This window comes from Geodermatophilus sabuli, assembly GCF_900215145.1.
Taxonomy (GTDB): domain Bacteria; phylum Actinomycetota; class Actinomycetes; order Mycobacteriales; family Geodermatophilaceae; genus Geodermatophilus; species Geodermatophilus sabuli.
Genome location: NZ_OBDO01000009.1, coordinates 1 through 20,259 on the forward strand (window position 1 = coordinate 1; position 20,259 = coordinate 20,259).

General features: G+C 71.2%; 26 protein-coding genes and 1 pseudogene. 5 read left to right on the plus strand and 22 right to left on the minus strand.

The window, feature by feature from the left end:
* Positions 1-528, plus strand: a pseudogene (locus CRP39_RS18565) (FAD-containing monooxygenase EthA); the annotation flags it as partial.
* A 72-nt stretch (positions 529-600) separates the two neighbouring features.
* Here the strand turns inward: CRP39_RS18565 and CRP39_RS18570 are convergent.
* Positions 601-1,845 carry a serine hydrolase domain-containing protein gene (locus CRP39_RS18570; protein WP_097207884.1) on the minus strand — a complete coding sequence of 415 codons (1,245 nt, stop codon included), beginning with the start codon at positions 1,843-1,845 and terminating at the stop codon, positions 601-603.
* A gap of 596 nt (positions 1,846-2,441) precedes the next feature.
* Here CRP39_RS18570 and CRP39_RS18580 point away from each other — a divergent pair.
* Positions 2,442-2,696, plus strand: coding sequence for a hypothetical protein (locus CRP39_RS18580; protein ID WP_143426700.1), 255 nt, complete (start codon positions 2,442-2,444; stop codon positions 2,694-2,696).
* A 33-nt stretch (positions 2,697-2,729) separates the two neighbouring features.
* Here the strand turns inward: CRP39_RS18580 and CRP39_RS18585 are convergent, their stop codons facing one another.
* The 4 genes from CRP39_RS18585 to CRP39_RS18600 all read right to left on the minus strand — a co-directional run bounded on the left by CRP39_RS18585 (position 2,730) and on the right by CRP39_RS18600 (position 6,634).
* Positions 2,730-3,533 carry an IclR family transcriptional regulator gene (locus CRP39_RS18585; protein ID WP_216359814.1) on the minus strand — a complete coding sequence of 268 codons (804 nt, stop codon included), beginning with the start codon at positions 3,531-3,533 and terminating at the stop codon, positions 2,730-2,732.
* A 32-nt stretch (positions 3,534-3,565) separates the two neighbouring features.
* Complete coding sequence (locus tag CRP39_RS18590) at positions 3,566-4,699, minus strand: hypothetical protein (RefSeq protein ID WP_097207887.1); 1,134 nt, start codon at positions 4,697-4,699, stop codon at positions 3,566-3,568.
* 1 nt (position 4,700) lies between these two features.
* On the minus strand, positions 4,701-5,249 hold the full coding sequence (locus CRP39_RS18595; RefSeq protein WP_097207888.1) for a UGSC family (seleno)protein: 549 nt from the start codon (positions 5,247-5,249) through the stop codon (positions 4,701-4,703).
* A gap of 1,076 nt (positions 5,250-6,325) precedes the next feature.
* Positions 6,326-6,634 (minus strand): hypothetical protein, encoded by a 309-nt coding sequence (locus tag CRP39_RS18600; protein WP_143426701.1) that lies wholly within the window; start codon positions 6,632-6,634, stop codon positions 6,326-6,328.
* A gap of 528 nt (positions 6,635-7,162) precedes the next feature.
* Here CRP39_RS18600 and CRP39_RS18605 point away from each other — a divergent pair.
* A complete protein-coding gene (locus CRP39_RS18605) occupies positions 7,163-7,402 on the plus strand; it encodes a hypothetical protein (protein WP_097207890.1) in 240 nt (79 codons plus the stop codon).
* A gap of 171 nt (positions 7,403-7,573) precedes the next feature.
* On the opposite strand, the gene CRP39_RS18610 is transcribed toward CRP39_RS18605, so the two are convergent.
* From CRP39_RS18610 to CRP39_RS18645, 8 genes are all read right to left on the minus strand, one after another.
* Entirely contained in the window at positions 7,574-7,876 is a 303-nt protein-coding gene (locus tag CRP39_RS18610; protein WP_245853966.1) for a hypothetical protein, read from the minus strand.
* 162 nt (positions 7,877-8,038) lie between these two features.
* Positions 8,039-8,506 (minus strand): hypothetical protein, encoded by a 468-nt coding sequence (locus tag CRP39_RS18615; protein WP_097207891.1) that lies wholly within the window; start codon positions 8,504-8,506, stop codon positions 8,039-8,041.
* Positions 8,503-8,865, minus strand: a complete 363-nt coding sequence (locus CRP39_RS18620; protein ID WP_245853967.1) for a TadE/TadG family type IV pilus assembly protein — start codon at positions 8,863-8,865, stop codon at positions 8,503-8,505. The genes CRP39_RS18615 and CRP39_RS18620 overlap by 4 nt, the downstream gene beginning before the upstream one ends.
* Before the next feature lie 94 nt (positions 8,866-8,959).
* Positions 8,960-9,166, minus strand: coding sequence for a hypothetical protein (locus tag CRP39_RS18625; protein WP_097207893.1), 207 nt, complete (start codon positions 9,164-9,166; stop codon positions 8,960-8,962).
* A gap of 32 nt (positions 9,167-9,198) precedes the next feature.
* Positions 9,199-10,140, minus strand: coding sequence for a type II secretion system F family protein (locus CRP39_RS18630; protein WP_097207894.1), 942 nt, complete (start codon positions 10,138-10,140; stop codon positions 9,199-9,201).
* A gap of 61 nt (positions 10,141-10,201) precedes the next feature.
* Positions 10,202-11,065 (minus strand): type II secretion system F family protein, encoded by an 864-nt coding sequence (locus tag CRP39_RS18635; RefSeq protein WP_097208134.1) that lies wholly within the window; start codon positions 11,063-11,065, stop codon positions 10,202-10,204.
* A complete protein-coding gene (locus CRP39_RS18640; protein ID WP_245853968.1) occupies positions 11,062-11,595 on the minus strand; it encodes an ATPase, T2SS/T4P/T4SS family in 534 nt (177 codons plus the stop codon). The genes CRP39_RS18635 and CRP39_RS18640 overlap by 4 nt, the downstream gene beginning before the upstream one ends.
* Before the next feature lie 154 nt (positions 11,596-11,749).
* On the minus strand, positions 11,750-11,947 hold the full coding sequence (locus CRP39_RS18645; RefSeq protein ID WP_143426702.1) for a hypothetical protein: 198 nt from the start codon (positions 11,945-11,947) through the stop codon (positions 11,750-11,752).
* A 538-nt stretch (positions 11,948-12,485) separates the two neighbouring features.
* On the opposite strand from CRP39_RS18645, the gene CRP39_RS18650 reads away from it, so the two are divergent.
* Positions 12,486-12,776 carry a DUF732 domain-containing protein gene (locus CRP39_RS18650; RefSeq protein ID WP_172442515.1) on the plus strand — a complete coding sequence of 97 codons (291 nt, stop codon included), beginning with the start codon at positions 12,486-12,488 and terminating at the stop codon, positions 12,774-12,776.
* 309 nt (positions 12,777-13,085) lie between these two features.
* Here CRP39_RS18650 and CRP39_RS18655 read toward each other — a convergent pair whose 3' ends face one another.
* Entirely contained in the window at positions 13,086-13,394 is a 309-nt protein-coding gene (locus tag CRP39_RS18655; protein WP_097207897.1) for a hypothetical protein, read from the minus strand.
* 544 nt (positions 13,395-13,938) lie between these two features.
* Between CRP39_RS18655 and CRP39_RS18660 the strand changes: the two genes are divergently transcribed.
* Complete coding sequence (locus CRP39_RS18660; RefSeq protein WP_143426703.1) at positions 13,939-14,178, plus strand: hypothetical protein; 240 nt, start codon at positions 13,939-13,941, stop codon at positions 14,176-14,178.
* A 284-nt stretch (positions 14,179-14,462) separates the two neighbouring features.
* Here CRP39_RS18660 and CRP39_RS18665 read toward each other — a convergent pair whose 3' ends face one another.
* From CRP39_RS18665 to CRP39_RS28125, 8 genes are all read right to left on the minus strand, one after another.
* Positions 14,463-14,756 (minus strand): hypothetical protein, encoded by a 294-nt coding sequence (locus CRP39_RS18665; RefSeq protein ID WP_097207899.1) that lies wholly within the window; start codon positions 14,754-14,756, stop codon positions 14,463-14,465.
* Between the two features lie 230 nt (positions 14,757-14,986).
* A complete protein-coding gene (locus CRP39_RS18670) occupies positions 14,987-15,529 on the minus strand; it encodes a hypothetical protein (RefSeq protein WP_143426704.1) in 543 nt (180 codons plus the stop codon).
* A 20-nt stretch (positions 15,530-15,549) separates the two neighbouring features.
* Entirely contained in the window at positions 15,550-16,041 is a 492-nt protein-coding gene (locus tag CRP39_RS18675) for a hypothetical protein (protein WP_143426705.1), read from the minus strand.
* A 354-nt stretch (positions 16,042-16,395) separates the two neighbouring features.
* The gene (locus CRP39_RS18680) at positions 16,396-17,271 is read right to left on the minus strand and encodes a hypothetical protein (protein WP_097207902.1); all 876 of its coding nucleotides are present in this window, start codon (positions 17,269-17,271) and stop codon (positions 16,396-16,398) included.
* The gene (locus tag CRP39_RS18685; protein WP_097207903.1) at positions 17,268-17,615 is read right to left on the minus strand and encodes a hypothetical protein; all 348 of its coding nucleotides are present in this window, start codon (positions 17,613-17,615) and stop codon (positions 17,268-17,270) included. The genes CRP39_RS18680 and CRP39_RS18685 overlap by 4 nt, the downstream gene beginning before the upstream one ends.
* 216 nt (positions 17,616-17,831) lie before the next feature.
* Positions 17,832-19,457: an AAA family ATPase gene (locus tag CRP39_RS18690; protein WP_097207904.1), complete on the minus strand. Its 1,626-nt coding sequence runs from the start codon at positions 19,455-19,457 to the stop codon at positions 17,832-17,834.
* Positions 19,454-19,723 carry a hypothetical protein gene (locus tag CRP39_RS18695; protein WP_097207905.1) on the minus strand — a complete coding sequence of 90 codons (270 nt, stop codon included), beginning with the start codon at positions 19,721-19,723 and terminating at the stop codon, positions 19,454-19,456. Before CRP39_RS18695 ends, CRP39_RS18690 begins: the two co-directional genes overlap by 4 nt.
* A 104-nt stretch (positions 19,724-19,827) precedes the next feature.
* A complete protein-coding gene (locus CRP39_RS28125) occupies positions 19,828-19,959 on the minus strand; it encodes a hypothetical protein (RefSeq protein WP_260179441.1) in 132 nt (43 codons plus the stop codon).
* Between the last annotated feature and the right edge of the window lie 300 nt (positions 19,960-20,259).

Consider the following 20,259-nt stretch of genomic DNA (forward strand, 5'->3'; position numbering starts at 1 on the left):
GTGGTCACCGACACCATCGAGACGTTCACCGAGAACGGCGTCCAGGTCTCCTCGGGCGAGGTGCTCGAGGCCGACGTCGTCGTCACGGCGACCGGCTTCGACCTCAGCGTCTTCGGCGGCATCGCGTTCACCGTGGACGACGAGCCGGTCGACTTCCCGGACACCGTCACCTACCGCGGGCTGATGTTCAGCGGCGTGCCCAACATGGCCTACGTCTTCGGCTACTTCCGGCACAGCTGGACGCTGCGCGCCGACCTCATCGCCGACTTCGTGTGCCGGCTGCTGCAGCACATGGAGGAGAAGGGGTCGACGATGGTCGTCCCGACGCTGCGGGAGGACGAGGTCGACATGCCCCGCCGCCCGTGGGTGGACCCGGAGAACTTCAACCCCGGCTACCTCGCGCGCTCGATGCACCTCATGCCCAAGCAGGGCGACCGCGAGCCCTGGATGCACCTGCACGAGTACTACGAGGAGAAGGACATCCTCCCCGTCGCCGACCTCGACGACGGGACGCTGGTCTACAAGTGAGCCCGGTGCCGCGGCGCCCGGCATGCAGCCGGGTGCCGCGGCGCCGCTCTCGACGTGCGGCGCCGTGCCGGGTCAGGCGGCGGCGGGCGCAGCGACGAGGCCGTGCTCGACCAGCGTGTCGTGGACGGCCACCGCGAGCACGGCGATCTGGTCCTCGACCGACGCGCTGTTGAGCCCCACCGCCATGATCAGCCCGGACTCCGGCAGGAAGATGTGCAGCGTCCGGAAGCCCAGCGTGCCGCCCTCGTACATCCAGAAGGTGCCGAAGCCCTCGGCGGTGAGCTGGACGACGCCCAGGCCGAACCCGCTCGGGTCGGCCGGTGACGTCGACGCGATCGGCTCCCCGGTCGCCGTCGACACCAGGCTGGTCAGCTCCGCCTGCTGCTCGGCGGGCAGCAGGCGGCCGGAGTAGAGCGCCCGCTCCCAGCGGGTCAGGTCACCCGTCGTCCCGATCATGCCGCCGGCCCCCCGGCCCCAGGACAGCGTGTCCCGGCTGACGTCGCGCCCCAGCAGCGGGGCCAGCTCCGGGATGTCGTCGCGGGCGAAGTACCCGGCCGGTTGCCGTTCGGCCAGCCCGGGTGGGTAGAGGTGCGGGCGGTAGTGCAGGTCGTCGAGGTCCAGCGGGTCAAGGAGGCGTTCGTAGAGCTCGTCCTCGTAGCTCTCGCCGGTGACCCGCTCGACGACCATCTCGGCGAGCACGTAGTTGGTGTTCGAGTAGCGGTAGCCGGAGGTGGCCGGTGCGCCGACCGCGTAGCCGACCAGCTGCTCCGCGGAGAAGTACCGCATCGGATCGGCGAGGTAGTCGGTCCAGAACGCGGGCCGCTCGTCGTAGTCGGGGATGCCGCTGGTCATGTTGAGCAGCCGCCGGATCGGGACGTCGGCCCACTCCGGGTACTCCGGCAGGAAGGCGCCGAGCGGGTCGTCGATGGACAGCCGGCCCTCCGCCTCGAGCTGGAGCAGCAGCACCGAGGTGAACGCCTTGGTGTTGCTGCCGATCTGCCACAGGCCGTCCTCGGGCACCGGCTCGTCACCGTCGACGGTCGTCGTCCCCGCGGCCACGTCGACGCGCGGACCGCCGGGCAGGCTCACGGTCAGCCCCACGGCCGAGACGTGCTCGGCCGCGCCGCGGTCGCGGAGGTACGTCTCGAGGTCGGCCCGCAGGTCCGCCCGGAGGGCGTCACCCCCCGGGGGCGTCGCGGCGGCGGGGAGCACCCCGACCTGCGGGGCGACCAGCCCCGCGAGCACCACCAGCACGGCGAGGACGGCGCGGGCCGCCTGCGCGGGCGCGGACAGGGATCGGGCTCGCTGTTCGGTCATCGGGGCTCCCCCGGCGAGGACGCGGACGGATCGGGTGCCTGCCCCCGGCAGGCTCCTCCGTCCGGCCCGTTTCCGACACCCCCCGGTCCGTTCCGGGATCAGCCGCCCACCAGGTCGGCGGCCGCCTCCCGCCACCGCTGACCGGCGGGTGGGCCGCCGCGACGTCGTCCGGTGCAGGCCGCTCTGGCCGTTGCCGCGGTAGCCCACCGGCCCCCGCGGTGAGCAGGGTGCGGTCGTCGGGCAGCGTGACGGCGTTGATGGAGCGGACGGGGCTCGGGTACTGCCCGGCCGGCTCGTACCGCGGGGCGGGGTCGGTCAGGTCCGCGACGTCGGAGGTTGCCGTGGACTCCTCGCTGTCGCCGACCGGGCCGCCGCCGACGATGCCGACCCGCTGGTCCTGGGCGGGGGCCAGCAGGAAGGAGGTGCCGGCCTCGGGCGGGAGGGTCCTTCGACCCTGCGCCCGTGCCGAGCGCTGCGTCCGCAGCCCCCTCGCCGTTGCCCCGACCGGGGCGGGCCGTGCTTCGTTGGGGTGACCCGAGGGCTCCCACCGTTGTGATGTGGCTCACCGACGCCGAACGCTCCCCCTTCGAGCCGACTTGGGGGACGTGGTGGCGATGGCGTGGTGGAACTGGGCTCTGGTCCTGTGGGCGATGGGAGCGACGGCGGGGGCGGCCTGGCTCGCCGTCGTCCTGGCTCAACGTGTCGAGCGGCGGGAGGGGCAGCACCAGGAGTCCGACGACCTCGGCTGGCTCCTCGACGAGGACAGCGGACGGCTCGCCCCCGCGCGGATCCCCACGCCCCTGTTGCTGCTCGCCCGGCTGCGCCACGCCGTTCCCGACCGGAGCCGGTGACGCCCCCGGTCCTCGCGGCGCCGCGGCGGCCGGTCAGGACCAGACGTCGGGGGTGAGGAGGCCGGGGTCCCGGAGCGCCCGGCCGATCGCCATCGCGGTGACGCGGACGGGGTGGACGAGCAGGGGCGCGCTGCCCTCCGCGTGCTTCACGACCAGCGACAGCGCCGCCACGACCGACCCGTCCGGCCCGACGACGGGCGCGGCCACGCTCACGTAGTCCAGGTCGACCGTCCGGTCGGCGAGCGCGTAGCCCCTCTGCCGGACGTCGGCCAGCACGCGCACCAGCTCGGCGGGGTCGACGCAGGTGTGGCGGGTGTACCGCCGCAACTCCCCCGCCAGCACCTCCTGGCGGACGTCCTCCGGCGCGTGCGCGAGCAGCACCAGCCCGATCGCCGTCGCGTGCAGCGCGTAGCGCCCGCCGACGCGGGGGCGGTGGCGGGCCTGCCGCGGGTGCTGGAACCGCTCGATCGACACCAGCTCGGAGCCCTCGCGGATCGCCAGCTGCACGCTGCAGTGCGTCGTCTCGTAGAGGTCCTGCATGTACGGGCGCGCGACGCGCTGCAGCCCCATCGACCGCGGCGCCAGGGAGGCGACCTCCCACAGCCGCAGGCCGATCCGGTACCTGCCGTCGTCGTCGCGTTCCAGCGCGCCCCAGTCGCTCAGCCGCCGCACGATCCGGTAGGCCGTGGCCACCGGGATCCCCGAGCGGCGGCTGAGCTCCGACAGGGACTGCCGCACCCGCCCGCCCTGGAAGGTGCCGAGGATGGCGAGGGCGCGGTCGACCACCGACCGGGACGAGCCGGCCTCGCCCGCGCCGTCCAGCTCCTGCGCCGTCACCTCGCCATCCTCTCCTCCGTGCGGGCCGCGGGTCACCCGCCGATCGGCGGGGCCTCCACCCGCGCGATCGACGCGGGCCACTCGCGGGGGTGGCCGAAGACCTCGACCACGGCCGACACCCCGGCGTTGTCCGCGCCGGCCACCACGACCTGCACCGAGCCGGGCGAGCCCAGCACCGGCACGAGGTCGGGGTCGGTCCCGCGGCCGGCCTGGTCCGGCACGGCGTCCGGGTGGTCGGCGGGCAGCCGCCAGCGGGTGTGCCGGGAGATGGCGTCCTTGCCGACCGCGGCGAGCTCGGCCCTCGGCCGGACGGCGTGGGTGAGGAGGAACCGCCGGGTGTCCTCCTTGCTCCAGCCGGCGTCGGCGAACACCCGGGCGTGCTCGGGGCCGAGGACGACGAAGGCGCTGGTGTACTCGTGCAGCAGCGCGCCGGTGCGGGTGATGGTGTCGACGACGTCGCGGGCCAGCTGCTCGGGCGAGTGCGTGTGGCGGGCCTCGACGTGCACCACCGAGCGGATGACCGTCGCCGTCACCGTGCTGTCGCCCGCGGCCAGGCCGCGCTCGACGTGCAGCGGCTCCCACGGGCTGTCCTCCTCGTTCGCGGCGATGCACGCCGTGTACTTGGCCGGCGTCGCCTGGGTCGCCTGGTCGAGCTGGTGCGGCTGCAGGCCGAAGACGTTGATCGCCGCGAGCCGGATCGCCCGCCCGATGGTGGCGTTGGCCGGGAAGCCGGAGCCGAACACGTTGCCGCGGCTGTTGAGGCCGATCCGGTCACGCACCGGCCCGTTGACGATCAGGAACGGGGCCGTGCCGGTCGTGCTCTGCCAGATCCCGCGGACGGGGTACGGCTCGGTGGCGAGGGCGTCCCAGGCGGCGAGGACGACCGGGAAGAAGTCCGGCCGGCACCCGGCCAGGGCGGCGTTGACCGCGGCGAGGCGGACGGTGAGCTGGCGGTTCAGGTGCGCCATGGTCAACAGCACCTCGTCGGGGTCCCGCGTGGTGACGGCGAGGAACTCCTGCAGGTACTCCTCGGTCACCGGCACCACGGGCAGGCCGTCGGAGAGGCCCTGGCGGGTGTAGTGGTCCATGGCCGCGCGGATCTGCGCCGCGTCGACCAGCGGAGCGTCGGCGAGCGGCGTGCCGGGGGCGTCGTCGAGAGCGGTCATCTCAGGCCTCCACCCCGAGGATCCGCAGCACCTCGGGCATCGCCCCGCGGGCGCGCTGGGCGATCTGCTCGCCGTCGAGGCTGGCCACCGGGTGCTGCACGGCGATGAACTCGAAGCCGGGGAAGCCCTCCAGCCCGGCCATGGCGCGAGCCGACATCAGGAAGGAGTCCGAGCAGATGCTCACGGCGGGCAGCCCGGCCCGCTCGAACAGGACGCCGTCGGCCACGGTGGCCGCGCTGCACGAGCCGCAGTCCCCGATCGCGGTGATGACGACGTCGCACTCGCGGACGATCCGCTCGATCAGTTCCGGCTCGGCGGGGGTCCCGAAGTAGTCCTTGACGTAGGAGCGGGGCTCGGCGACGTCGTAGCGCTGCCGCAACTCGCCGGCGATCGCCGTGAGCAGCGCTGTCGCGTTGGGCTTGGTGTTGTCCAGCAGGCCGACGGTCAGGCCGCGCAGGCTCGTCGGTCGCGGGGCGAGCGTGCTGTCGGCGGCCTTGTTCCGCCGGCCGGTCGGGTCGACGAGCGGCGCCAGTGTGGCCGTGGCTGTCATGTCCCGGGCACCTCCAGATCGCGTTCAGGGGCGGGTGAGCGCGATCACGGAACCAGCGCGGCAGGGTGGGCGGGCAGTGGGGTTCTCAGCAGGTGAAAAGCCGTGCCGCTTCACGTGGCCGGCGCCGCCCGACCGGCCCGGCCACCGGCAACGGCACGAGGTCACGGGAGGCCGACGAGACCGAGCGGTGCCGTCACAGCAGGTGACGCTCGCTGGCGAGTCGTGGCTCGGCACGTCAGCACGTGCCGACCACTCGGGTGGAGATGGCGTTCACTGCTCGAACTGCAGCCGCATGCCCGGAGACGACCGGATGGTCGGACAGTGACCCACGGACTGGGGACGCCATGGAGAAGGCACCTGCATCGCCGCTCGGTCGAGTGCTGTACTTCGCGTCCTCAGCTGTCGGCGGCGTCTTCCTGGCCACCTTCTGGTGGAACCTGTTCCCGGGAGACCTCGTGTTCGGCCTGGTGCGTTGCTTCAACGAAGGATCCGCGACGTGCCCCCCGAAGCCGACCTTCCCGTGGGCCTTCGTGATCGGCTGCGCGGTCGTCGGAGTGGCACTGGGGCTCGGCTCATCGCTGATGCAGACGCAGCCGGCGAGAGGCCAGGGAGCTCCGCGCCCGCCCCGCCCAGGCCCTGCTCCGGCGCAGCAACCGGGGTACACCGTGCCACCACCCCCCACACGGCCCACCTCGCCCGGTACCCGAACCGGGGCGCCGACTGCCGGGACAGGGCCGGCCGAGCAGGCTGCGACGCCTGGGGCACGTCCTCCCGGCAGCGCTTCGGCGGGCGATCGGAAGCCCCGCGGCATGTTCCTCGCCGATGCCCGGTTCAACGGCCTCATGACCGCCAGTGGCCTCGTGGTGGCCATCATCGCCCTGTTCAAGTGACTGCCGCAGGCCCCCACTCAACGACGCTCTCGTGACGAGCGCGCCAGGGACCATGCGGATCTGCTCCTGCACCTCACCGTGCACGGCGGCACCGAGATCGACGTGACAGTCGCGCTCGACGACGAAGCCGGCACGAGGAGTGCGCGTCGCTGGTGACCAGCTCAACTCCGGTCAGGCCGCGGGCGGTCAGGTCCCGAAGAATGCCAGCCAGCCGGCGCCGTCCTCGGCACTGGTGACCTGCAGGCCCCGAATCCGGCTTTCTTCGCCGTTGTTGACCTCGTACCGCACGCCCTCGGTCGGTGACTGCGTCCAGGCAACCCGGATGGCAGTCGTGCTGATCGCACCGACCGTGAACCCGCTCGGCGGCGCAGGTGCCGCCTGTGCGCTCGCCGTAGCAGGGAGCGCCCCCATTCCGATCGAGCACGCGAGTGCCGTGAACGCCGCGAACAGCCCACGTCTCCGACCCGCACGACCGCGTGTTGCCGTTCCGGCCATCCCAACCACCTCCGCTGCAGCGCTCGCTGCCGCTGTCACGCCGGAGAAGGCGCCGGACCGCAGTGCCACCGCCCGGGCGCAGATCGCGTCGCCCTCCCCTCGGCGCGGGCGTTGAGCACCGGTGCCTGCCACCGCGGGGTTGACCTCACCCGCGGTCACGTGTCTCGGATCCGCGTAGCGGCGCGGTTGCCTCCGCCGCCGTTTCGCCCGGCCGCTCCGGCTCGGCGGCAGGACACTCAACCAACAGCACAGCACCCACGAACAGAGCGAAAGGTCCCCGCCGCCCGGGCCGCGGGGACTGCTTCTACCACCGTGATCTCTCCCAGCCCTTCCGTCGCGGCCCCAACGACGGTGGTCGAGCCTGGGCGCCGCTGCCCGGGCTCGTGCTCCCTCGTGGGCCGTCCATCAGAGGCCCTGCCACTGCGACTGCTGTCGCGAACGCACGAGGGGCGAGGCGTCACATCTGTCGACTCCTCCGCCGATGTCTACGCCATGAGCCAGGTTCGAGAGCCGTTCCCCGGAGATCCGGTGCCCGAGTGGGTCACCGATCCCAACATCGCGGAATTCATCCTCAACTACCAGGGCAACAATGATCGCTTCGACACCTGGCTCATGAAGATCAAGGAGGGGGCGGTCGCCCAGGCGCAACTCGACACCCTCAAGGAACAACGGACAACGCTGAAATGGCAGAAGGCTTCGACGGCCCTAGCGGTGGTGGCCGCTCTCCTCGCAGCGCTGAGCGTCCTGCTGCAGGTCCTTCTCGATTAGCCCCCCGGTCAGGGTCCCAAGCCTCCAAGGCCAACCGCCGCCGTCCCTCGACCCGTTTCAGCGGTCGGGGTCAGCGAGCACGTCAGAAGCGGGATAGCCGGATTGGACGCGAGGACAGCCACGGATCCCTGACTCGAGGCCATCCGGACTGTTGGTATCGCCGATGGAGGCTCAGCCCACCTGTGGTGTGCTCAGCGCCCGCCCTGCCCTTGGTCGCCGATCTCGGACCAAGGTCATACCCGGTTCACCATGAAGTGTCTCGACCTCCGGGTCGTCGAGGTGCCGCTGCAGCGGCCCGAACCCGGCCACCCGGTCCAGCACGTCGCGGACCACGGAGTCGGCGTTCCCGATCGGCGGCAGCGCCGAGGTCAGCGACCGCTCGGAGTAGTCGGCGACGACGTCGCGCACGAGCAGCCGCACCGGCGCCGGGTCGGTGAACGGGTCCAGCCCACGGTGGCGGATCGGCTCACGCACCTCGCCGTCGGCCCGTCGAGCTCCTTGCACGACCGCCGAGCGCGGGAGAACCAGACCGTGGTCGCGAAGTCCGTCCGAGCCTCCTTTTGCCGGCGTTCCTCGTGGGTTGCCGGTGCTGCAGGACCGGCAGTGCGCGAGGAACGCCGGCAATGCACCGGCCGCTCAGGGGTCGACGTAGCGGTCGCGCTCGACGACGAACTGACCGGTCGCGGTGTTGGCGTCGATGAACTCCGGCAGCAGCGGGATCCGCACGGTCACGGTGACGCAGACGGAGAACTCCTCCCCCGGCGTCAACGACGGCGTGTAGCTGCCCGCGGCGGCGCAGTCCGCACCCGATGGCGCGTAGGCCAGCCGGACGTCGGTGGCGTCGACCGCCTGGTCCTCCACCGCGAGCCGCGCCGCCAGCTCCGCCCGCGTCGCACCACTGACCGGATCGGGCGCGGTGCCCATCGCCCGGCCGGCCTCCCGCGCCGCCGCGGTCGAGGCGAACACCCCGCGCTGCACGGCCGAGAACCCGGCCACGATGTAGACCAGCGGCACGAACACCACGATCGCGATGAACACGAACTCGACCAGCGCCGAGCCGCGCTCCCCCTCGAGCCGGCCCAGCCGGGCGCGCAGCCACCTCACGCCGCGGCCTCCTTGACCGCCCGCCCGGTCACCTCGACCGGCAGCAGGTTGCCCAGCCCGGCCAGCAGCGTCGGCACCGACCCCGAGCAGCGGACCACCACCAACGTCAGCCCGGATCCGTCGGTCTCCTCGAGCGAGCTGCAGACCAGCCCCTCGGCCGTCTGCACCGACGTCGCCCGAGCCACCGTCGCCACCGTGCGGTCCGCGCCCGTCGACGAGGCGACGTCGGCCAGCGCCGCGTACCGGGCGCCCTCCTGCGCGCTCGCCGTCACCACGTTGCGTACGTGCACGTAGACCGCCACCTGCAACACCGCCAGCAGCAGCACCACGACCAGCACCGACACGAACACGAACTCCACGACGGCGCCGCCCCGCTCGCCGTCGTCCCCGGGCGGCCCCTCTGCAGGGTCGCGCCGCGAACCTGCGAGTGGCCGGGGGCAGAGGGGTCGCTTCTCAGCCACCCGTCGTGACGGAGTCCAGCGCGTTGGTCACCGCGGAGACGATCGCCTCCCGGAACGGGATGAGGATGGCCAGCACCAGCGCGGCCGTCATCACCGTGATCATCACCCAGCCCGGGACGTCACCCCGCTCGGGGTCCTCCCCCCTGAGCCGGTCGCCCAACGCGGCCAGCACGGCCAAGACCCCCGTGAACTGCGGCATCAGATGTCGTCCTTCCTGTCGAGTCCGCCGGCTCATCGCGCCAGCGAGACGATGCTGATCAACCCCGGGAACAGGGCGAAGAGAACGGTGACCGGGAGCACCAGGAAGACGACCGGGACCATCATCGCGATCTCCTTCCGGCCGCCGGCCTCCAGCAGCCGGCGCTTGCCGGCCTCGCGCACGTCGGCCGCCTGCGCACGCAGCACCTCAGCCAGCGGGGTGCCGCGCTCGATGGCCACCAGCAGGCCGTCGATGAAGCGGGCGAGCGCGTCGACCGAGGTGCGGTCGGCGACCTGCTGCAGCGCGTCGACCAGGGGCACCCCGGCCCGCGCCCGGCCGAGCGCGGAGCCGAGCTCGCGGGCCAGCTCGCCGCCGGAGAGACGGGTGACCCGGGCGATCGCCGCCGTCGGGCTCTCCCCCGCCGTCACCGCCAGCGCCAGCAGCTCGGCCACCACCGGGAACTCCGCCAGCAGCAGCTCCTCCCGCCGGCGCACCTGCTGGGTCAGCCACCAGTCCCGGCCGAGCACCCCACCGACCAGGCCGGCGACACAGAGCAGCGCCGCCGAGAGCACGTTGAGGTTGCCGGCCAGCAGCGAGCCGACCCCGGCGACCAGCGCGGCGCCGAGCAACCCGAGTCCGCCCCAGACCACCTGCTCGATCCGGAGGTCCTCGACGGTGGTGTCGCCGCCGAGCGCCTCGAGGCGGCGGCGGACCGCCGTCCGGCCGCCCAGCACACGGTCGACCAGCCGGGCGCCGTCTGCGATCACCGGCCCGAACACCCGCCGGGCGGCGTTGAGCAGCCCGGTCTCGGTGGCCGTCCCCAGCAGCCGGGACGGCGGTGGGGTGTCGTGCACGTACGGCGCGAGCCGGTCGACCAGTCGCACCGACCGGAACGGCGGGGCGAACGTGACCACCAGAAGGACGCCGGCAGCCACCGCGAGGCCGAGCAGCATCCCGGCGAGAGCCGCACTCACTGCGTCACCCCGCCGCTCCGCGGCCCCTTCGCCCCGTTCCCGCGGCGCTGCCCGTCGACGCTCACTGGAGCACCCGCACGTCCTGCGGCAACCGGCCGATCTGCAGCATCACCCGGTAGGCGACCAGGCAGACCGCCGCGCCGCCGATCAGCAGCGCGGTGCCGAGCGGCGAGTCGTAGGCGTCCAGGGTCGTCGACTGGGTCGCGAGCAGCAGGAGCACCACCCAGGGCGCGGCGACCGCCAGCCGGGCCGCCTGGACCACCCACCCCTGGCGCGTCTCCAGCTCGGCGCGGGCGCGGGCGTCCTCGCGGAGGAAGGTGGCCAGCGTCCGCAGCACCCGGCCCAGGTCGCTGCCGCCCACCTCCCGGGCCACGCGCAGCGTCTCGACGATGCGGTCACCCACCGGGTCGGCCAGGTTCTCCTTCAGCCGGTCCAGGCACTCGCCGAACCGGCCGCTGGAGCGGTACTCGGCGGCGAAGCGGGCGAACGGCGTGCGCAGCGCCTCCGGGCCGCGGGTGCCCAGCGCCGCGAGCGCCTCGGGCAGCGACAGCCCCGCACGGACGGCGGAGGCCAGGTTGTCCACGGCCTCCGGCCACACCTCGCGCAGGTCCGCCTGCCGCTTGACCGCCAGCCGCCGCACCTGGACCGCCGGCAGCGCGGAGCCGAACGCCGCGAACACCAGGCTGACCGTCACCGTGCCGGTGGTGAGCAGGACGACCACCAGCACCAGCATGCCGAGCCCCACCTGCAGCGCCGTCAGCTGGGCGGCGTTGATGCCGGTCAGGCCGGCGGCCGCGAGCCGCTGCTGGCGACGTGACGGGCTGCGGGGACCGGTTCGGCGCTGCGGCGCGCGGGGACCGCTGCGCCAGACCAGCAGCAGGCCGACGCCCAGCAGCAACCCCAGCAGTGGCCCGGTCGGGGTCACGACCTCCACCGGGCGTCGTCGAGCAGCGCCGGCAGGTCGAAGCCGTGGGCGGCGAAGCGCTCCGGGTGCGGCGGGTAGCCGTCGGCCCGCACCAGCCGGCCCTCCCGGGTGGTGAAGACGTCGGCGAGTTCGATGACGCCGTCCTCGGCTCGGCCCGGGAGCGCGGCGATCTCGCGCACGCGCCGCCGCCCGTCGGGGTCGCTGCCGACGTGCACCACGAGGTCGACGCTGGCCGCCACCGTCGGGACGACGAAGGCGTGCCCGATGTTCTCGCCGGCCAGCAGTGGCAGCGTGCACATCTTCACCACGGCCTCACGCGCGCTGTTGGCGTGCAGCGTGCACATGCCCGGCAAGCCGGAGTTGAGCGCGATGAGCAGGTCGAGGCATTCCTCCTGGCGCACCTCGCCGACGACGATCCGGGAGGGCCGCATCCGCAGCGCCTCCTTCACCAGCCGGCGCAGCGGGATCTCCCCGGCACCCTCGAGGTTGGGCTGGCGGGTCTGCATCGCCACCACGTCGGGCAGCGGCACCCGCAGCCGGAAGCTAGTCCCGCTGCACAGGTTCCCGCAGACCTGACCTAAGGAGAGGCCGGCATGCGAAGCCGGGGCGCCCACCGGAACCACCTCGAATGACCCTTACGCAGGGCCGCGGAGGAGGCCCGGTGGGTCCGCGGGGTCCCGACGCTCACGGAGTTACAAGGATCACCATGAACATGACGGACCAGCCGACGGCGCACATGCCGAGGAACAACCCGGCCCAGGCCATCCCGGTCGGCGCGCGTACCGCCCGGGCGGCACCTATGCCAAGGGCACCGAACACGGTGCCGAGCACGCCGAGGACCAGGCCGATGACCGGTAGCCAGAACAGCACTGCGCCCAGCAAGCCACAAATGAAGCCGGCGATAGCCTGGCCACTGGCCACCCGTCGTGGAGGAGACCAGTGCCCCGGCGGCGGAGGAGGCGGCCAGTATCCAGGCGGCGGCGGAGGCTGGTGCACCGTCTCAGCATCCTGATGAGCCGCTGCCATGTCGTCCCTCGAAAGACTGACTCATGGTCAGCTCGGGTCTTCTCTGCCGTACCGTCCCTCGACTTGCCAAGGCCCCGCATCCCGGCGGGCCACCCCACTGGGCGCTCCTAGGCCGGGCGCGATGTGCATGGCGAGCACATTAGGTCGGGGCACGTGGAGCTCGAAGACAAGCCAACTACACAGGCCGGACTGATCTTCACCCATTTGGGGGCTCGTAGCCCTGTGGTATCGCAGTACAAGATCACCGAGTTACAGCTACGAGCCGCGAGGAAGTCCTGTCATGCCTGTCCGACCATCCTTGCCGGTCGCGTTCATGTTGACGGCACTCACGACCGTGGCAGGACTAGGACTCACGGGCTGCTCAAGCGAAAGCAACGCTCCGACGGTTGGCGAGATGGCTGAGGTATTGATGCCCATCCCAGCACCGGGCCAGACCGAGGCGGAGGCTCGAGACGAGGCCTACCTGCGCATCCTTGCTCAGCGACCAAACCTGAGCACAGATGCCACCAGACTTTTTGACCTGGCGGATGTGACCTGCAGGGGCTTCGTGACCGGCGGAACCGGCGAAGACGTCGCAGCGGACCTCCTCGACCGCGGACTCTCGGGCGCCGACGCCTCGTTCGTTGCTGCGCTGGCGACGTATGCCTACTGCCCCCTGTTCTTCGAAGACGTCGTGTATCTCTAAGGCTGCACGGCCACCGACTGCTCTCGGCCGGCCCTCATCGCCAAGGGTCCCTGCCGGTCCCACAAGCCCGCGTCTGCACAACGTAACGTCCGAGCAGCGTGCAGTTGGCTGATAGCCAATCCGGGGAACTTGTCATGCGGTTGACGGATCCATCGCCGCGAGCGGCACTTAGGTAATCCGTCAGCGATGAAACGGGCTAAACGTGCGGTGGGCCCCCACCCATAGGGGTGGGGGCCCACCGAAGCCCTTCCGGTACGCCGATTACCGGTGCGTCCGCCCTGATTTGCGTTCGCCTGGTCTATGCCCGGCCTAAGCCGACCGCCTGCCGCCCTTCCCCAGCAGCATGTAGATGCTCACCAACAACAGGGTCGCCACCATCGTGGCCAACCCGCACGCTGACCCACTGGCCTGCCACCCCAGGACACCGGCGACGATGCCCAGGAGGCCGACCACTATGGTCAGCGCCCGCTGCGAGCCCCGGAACTCCGACCGGAGCCGACCCTCCAGCACAAGGGCCCAGCGGACCTCGGCCTTATCCTCGATGAGCTGACCGCCGTACTCGGCGCCCTCCTCCTCGGGCTCGTCGGCCGACAGGGATTCTGGTGGACTGGCTGACACCAGCGCCTCCGTCCTCCAACTCACGCGGTATCAGGGGTTCGTCCCCCGACGTGGGACCGCGTGCTTGGTCTGATCGGTCAGGGATCGATCACGTGCCGCTCACCTGACCAAGGACACATCGCTCGGTTTCTCACGGGTTCCTCCTCCTGTGGGGTTCCTCGGGCCGGATGCCCGAGGTCGTGCGTACCGGAGCTCGCTCGGCTCCGGTACGCATGCCTGACTGTACCCAGGGTGTTAGTTTTCTGCCACCTTCTAGGTTCGGCATGCAGTCATCTGATCGTCAGCAGCGCGAGGAGAGTGCGTCTACAGCGGGAGGGCCGAGCTCGATCGAGGGCATGCCGACGCCGAGAACCAGCAGGTCCGACGGGGGTGCTTGGCAGGGTGAGGGTGGGGGGAACTTCCACGCCTGCTGCACAAGCAAGTGACAACCGTAGACCTGGGGCATACAGTGTTGTGTCAGTGGCGATGGTCCACCCGACACACAAGCGGTTGCAGAAGCGCAACCAGTTAGGGAGTCCTAATGGCAGAGCGGAGAGGGAGGTCGGTGCGGGTGGTTGACAGCTCGCCCGCCCCTGAGGCGCCTCGCCGACTCGTGGTCGAACTAGGCCGCAAGACGGCCGAGGACCTGGCCTGGTTGGTCGAGGCCGACAACCTCAACAAGACGACAGTCGTCAATCGCGCCGTGCAGGTCCTGCGTCGCGTGATGGAAGCGCAGCATCACGGCGGCAGCGTGACGATCGAGGATCCCGTGCGGGGGAAGACGGAGACCTTCGTCATCGTCTAGCCGCGGGGCACTTACAACGAGGCTGCGCCCTCCCGGACAGTCCGGGAGGGCGCAGCCTCCTTGTTTTGGGGTCGGGATAGGCCCGCTAGCGATGGGCGTTACGCCTCGGCCCGCACTGGGGTCCCGGGACTCCAGGAGTTCCTGGCAGCGCGCACAGCCTGAACCCCATACCGATCCCAGGGCGGGCAAGGTGGACATGTCGACCTTGCCCACATACCGGTCGGGTGCGGCCACCTCCAGGAACACCTCTCGCTTACCGTGGGTGGCCCAGCAGTTGACTGCCCTCAGGGGGCCGACGGGTCGGGCTCAAGGGGAGGCCATCCCCAGCGCTCTCGGCGGTTGTCGTCCGCGATGCTGATGCTGACGTTCGTGATGCGCGCCCCCGGCAACTCCTTCGGCTCGTATCGCAACAACGTCAGTAGCGCCGTGTTCACCGCAGATTGGGCTTCCTCTCCAAGCTCGACGGCCGCTCCCTGCCCCTGTCGCGCCGCGATGAAGCCCGCGTCCCGCAGCTCCAGCTGATTCGTTACCTCAACCAGCAACTCGATCGTGATGCGCTTCTCTCTGCTTTCCGCCACAGAGGAGCACTCTTCCGTCTCCCTCCGACGTGACGGCAGCCGACACGCTGGTCGGGACGGGTCGCCGCTGCTCCCAAGGCTGAGCGGCTCTGGACTGTCCGACAGCGGGCGGGCCCCGGGGGGAGAGAGATGTTTCATCCCGGGGTCAGGGTTTCCAGCCCCTAGCAAGAAACACGAGCAGCGAGCGCCTGTGACAGCTTCACCAGCTTTGCCGAACTGCAGCGCCGGGACTACAGGCTCAAGCCATCCCGCTCCGAGGTCCGGAGTTCTTCGATCCCTCGTTCGGCATCCTGGATGCGCGCAAGAGCAAGAGCATGGAAGATCCGCACGTGCTCCGCCCTTATGTTCGCGCTCTCCTGCGTCGGAAGCAGCTTGCTCCCAACGGCTGGCGCTGCCCCCACGCCTTCATTGGCGTCAATCAGTATCGGAATGCCACTCCACCAAGAGCTGACTATCACATCGGGGCCCGCGTAACCGCCCGTGGGGTACCGCTCTCGGTGGTGGCGACGCACAGAGGGCAGCACGTTGCCCTTCTCACGGCCCTCCCGCGCCTCCCGCATGGCATCGCGTAGTGTTGCAAGGAGTTTGCTAGCGCGTAGGGACGCGTCTTCCGACGTTGCAATCGTCGACTGGCGCTCGGCTGGCTTGGCGTCCGCGATCACTCTGAGCCGCTCGTCTACTGGCCGGCCGAGGCGCTCAAGCAGCTGGATCTCCAACTTGGCGGCCGCAACCTCGTCCTCGGTGACGCGCACGTGCCTGACGTTGTCGGCCACGGTCACACCACCTTCCTCGGCTAGTCCGAACCCTCAGCCTCCATGGGAAGAGGGAGTTGTGCAACGTTCTCATCCGCAGCGTCACCCAGGCGATCGAGGGCGGCAGCGGTTGCCGACCGCACAACGCCGGCGGCTGCTGCGAGGTGCGTCGGGTGGATGTCGGGATCTTCAAGCATCGACTCGAGGACCTTGATGCCAACCAGGCGCTTTCTGGCGTCCTCCGAGGCGACCATCTCACAGGCCCAGTGGAAGTGGCTGAGGAACTCGGCCTGCGCGCTGGTCTGTGCGGCGAGCGCTGCGGTGTCGCGGCTGGCGTTGGCGGCTTCCACCGCGGCTGCCACCTGCGCGTCCGCGGCTCGGATGGCGGCGGTCACCTGTGCTTCGGCCGCCTGTATCGCGGCCGCCACGTTTGCCTGGGCCGACTGGACCGCTGCATAGACGGTGGTCTTGTTGGTGTGTCTCACGCCGAGCCAGGTGAGGAGCGGAGTGCCGACCAGCACAGCAAGGCCCACGATGGCCTCGATAGTCCCCAAGCGTTCCCCCCGTGCCGAGCGGTGTGACAGCAGCGCTACGAGGACGGTAGTGGGCGGGTTTGACACGCTAGGGACCGTTGGGACAGATCAGCCGGTTCTGAACGATTTGCCCCTAGGCATCGTTGCCGCATCGTGATGTCCCACCCCATCGGCTCATGACTTCCTCGTAGCGGGATGAAGCGACGTCCGTCCTGAATGTCGTGGCCCTCGCCTAGACCCGGACGCCGCTTTGGTCCACCACCCGGAAGGTGCCACTGCCAAGGAATTGCGTGCGGCAGACCTGTCCCATGCCAGCCGCGGTGGCCGGCATGGGACAGCCGCAGTCCGCGGTGGTTAGGGCACGGGGCGGCCGTCGATGCACATGACCCGGCCCATGAGGCGGGTTTGTCGTCCATCGGACGTGACCGTGCCCCGGATCACGGTTCCGTCGCGTCCCGCGGTCGCCGGCCAGGCGGACACGGCCGACTCGGGCTCGACGTGCGGACCAAGCAGCGCCCGGGCGTTGCGGCTACGCGGGTGCGGTGGGGGCAGACTGGCGCGGCGGACAGTACTGACCCGAACCGGGTCGTCGCAGAACGCCAGGTGCTGCACCTCCACGCCCTGCCGGACCAATTGACCAGGGCTGTAGCGCAGCATCCGGAGGTCGTCGCGGAACTGGATGGAGGTTCCCAGCGGCTTGTCCTGGAAGTAGGCACGGGCAAGCAGCTCGTCCTGCCGCTCCCCCTCGTCGAGTTCAACCCACATGTCCAGGTCCATCGGCCTCAGCTCGGCTGCGACCACGGTGCCAATCTGCGGACCGTCGTGCTCGTCCACCACGGGTACCGCGCCGCGTGCAAAGGTCAGCGCCTGGTCGCCGATCACCTCATGCAGCCAGGTGTCCCCGAACGGGACCAGCTCGGGACGGCGCAGGTCGTAGGAGACGAGCAGGATGCGCCCTGCCGGTTCAGTGCGGCCGCGCACGGCGCGCGACCGGCTCAGGGCGTTGGCCAGCCGCAGGTCCGGGGACTGCACCCGCCGGTCGTCCCAGTGGTCGTGGGCAGTCAGCGCGCGCAGCTTGTCCCACACGTCCCAGCGGTCCACGCCGCTGCGCTCGAGCAGATCCAGCGCGCGGGCCTGGCGGGCGAACGTGTAGCCCCGGGTCTGCTCCAGCTCCATCGCCAGGGTGTGCAGCTCCAGCGGCATCGGCGGGGTGTCGTCGTAACGAATCATTGCCCTGGCTCCTGCGGTCGTTTCGGGTGGCTGGCCGGATGGTTCGGCCAGTCGTCGTGGGGGTGGTCCATCGGCCAGCGGGCGCAGCGCCGGGCCGCATCCAGGTGGCCACAGGCGGCCGTCAGCACGTTCGTGGCCGTGGTCAGGTCCCGGTGAGCCGCAGCCATCGCTGCCGCGTCCTCGGGGCCGCTCTTGAGGTGCCAGAACGCCCGTGCCAGCAGCCAGTCCGTCTCCGCGGTCAGGCTTACGACCGCGGTCAACGCGTCCAGCTCGGTGCTCACGGCGCGCAGCAGGGCGTCCGGGTCGGTGCTGCGCTCGGAAGGTTCACGGGGCATGGCGCGCATAACCGCACCCCCGGGTGGACCCGGGCGGCTGTCCGGCTGGCCACGCCAGTAGGGCGTTCAAAACGTCCGCGGCGACTCTTCGGCGCTCGGAGTGGCCGCTGCCCCCTGTGGCTGGCTGTGGCTGTCCATGCCCGGACTGCCCGTCTGTCCGTCCTAAAGGACGGACAGACGGAGGACATGTCCGCGGACGGGCGGACACTCGCGGACGCTCGGACATCAGAGGCCCTCGCCCTTGCGGTAAAAGGGCCGCGAGTCACTGCCCTCGTTGACCAGGGCACCTGCGCTGACCAGCTCGTTCAGCGATCGGTGGAAGCTGGCGGGCGGTAGGTCGGCGACGTTTCGCAAGTCGGCCTTCGAGGCCCCGGTCGCCCCGAACGCGGACATGAACACGGACATGAGGGCCTGCGCGTTGGGCTTCATGTCCGCGGCCAGCGCGGACACGACGACCCCACTGTCTAGGACGGGGCTGAGCTTGAGCTGCAGGGTGTCCTCGCGCGGCCCGTCCTTGCGCTTGGTGCGGCTCATCTTCATCAGCCGCGGATCGCCGTCGGTGGTGTAGACGGTGTCCACGCCGGCCTCCAGGGCGCTGCTGCCCCGGATCGTTGACCTGTCCTTGCCCGTGTGGTGGGCAAGGACGACCGTGCCATCCCCGGTGGCCGTTCGAAGTCGATAGAGGGCGTCAACGGCCATGCCCATGTCGCGGGCGCTGTTCTCGTCAGCGCCAACGATGCAACGAGCCAGGGTGTCCAGGACGACGAGGCTGTGGCCGGCGGCCAAGGCACACAGCTCGGCGACGGCGCCTTCGTCCAGCAGGTTCACCGGCTCGGGTAGGACAGAGAGGGCGTCGTCAGGGATGGTGCGCCGCCATCCGTACTCCCAGGCCGCCCAGCGCGCGTGCAGGCCGTGGGCTCCCTCGGCCGCCACGTACAGAACACGGCCCTGCTCGACAGGTCGGCTTATCCACGGCCTGCCGGTGGCGACGCAGGCGGCCCAGTCCTGCAGCACAAACGACTTCAGCGAGCCGAAGTGCCCTGCGACCACGGTGACGGTGCGACGGTCGATTGTGTCGGCAATCAGCGGCTGAGGCTTGGGGAGGCTGGCAAGGGCGCCCCGACTCAACAGGCGCTCCCTCAGCCTGGACGACCCCGCAGGCCGGTCCGCCTCAGGTAGGCGGGCAGCGGCCAGGCGATCGGTCAAGTCGGTCAGCGGGGTCGGGGCCACGTCGTCGTCTCCGTTCGGCAGGTCGGTGGCTGGCCCGCGACGCAGCGCCCCGTCGCGGGCGGACCGCAGGGTCTTGCGGCACTCCCCCTCCGCCAGCCCGGCTCGCATCCCGGCGGCCACCAGTCGCTCGGTGACGTCCTTCGCTAGCACTGCACGGGCCAGCGCCACCCGGTAGCAGCGCAGGCCGGCGCTGTTCAGCGCACCGTTGCGCGCCCCCTCCGGGGTGCTGGCCACGGTCTCCGCCTCCCCGGTCAGCACCGCCTCACCCCAGCGCCGCTCCAGTTGGGATGACGTCAAGTCGCTGGGGAAGCCCACCGCGGGCGCCTCAGGGGCGTGGCGGCCGCCGTAGGCGCGCCGCTCATCCCAGGCGCGGAGGAAGTCGATCCCCCGGCCCTCGTCGTCCGCAGCTCCCGGGTCGCCAGCCCGCTTGGCGTCCCACGCGGGGTAGGTACCGCGTGGCTGCTCCGGAGTGCTTGTCGGCCGCTGGCCGGCACGGCGCTCCCGCCAGGCGGCCAGGTAGTTCACCGGCTGGTGCTCGTCCGCGGGCTCTGCTGGAGCCACGTCCTCCGCGTCGGCCAGTTCCGCAAGGTGTGCCTCGCGCTCACTGGTCGGGCCGCTCATCGGTCGGCTCCCGGCTCATTGGCGAGCGTCGCGCTCAGGGCGTCCGCGGTCAGGCTCAGGTGGATGCTGTGGAACCGCAGCGCCTCGCGCAACGGTGCGGACAGCTCTCCCCGCCTGGTCGCCACGACGGATGCCGCGTGTTCGGCGAGGTCCAGGGCGTCCAGCAGGCGGCAGCGGGCCGACAGCAGCGGCCACGGGTCGCCGTAGACGGCGTGCTCAGGCAGGGCGTCGTGCTGGCCCGGGTCGATGGTCGGTCGTACTGTCACGGTTACTGACTCCTTGGCCGGTGGTCAGCTGCGGCGCCGCGTTCCCATCCACGGGGACGCGGCGCCGACCCGTTTCGCGGGCGCACCATGGGCCCGCGGCCGGGTCAGGCAGCGGGCTGGGTGGTGGAACGGGTCGGTGAGGCGGACGCACCTCGCAGCAGCAGCGCCAGACGGTCACGCTGCTCGCCGGACAGCTCAGGGGCCTGGGCGACGGTGCGCCGGATGTAGTGCTCCACGCGGGCGACCGCGAGGTCGCGGCGCGCTTCTTGCGTCTGCTGAGCGTCGGCCCCGTGGTGTCGGGTGTGGACGGCTAGGCGGGCTCGTTCCCGCTGCCAAGTGGTTGCGGACAACCCTCGGTCCTCCGGTGGGCGCGCTTGTAGCGCCCACCGGGTGAGCGGGCCTGGCTCGGCGAACGTCCCCGTCGCCGCACAGGGCTCGCATCACTGCGAGTAGTCGAGAGCTTACTAGACGCTCTAGAACGGGGTCGGGATCAAGACGCTGATGTCCAGGTGCGCCACCCCTCGCGTGTGCAACCA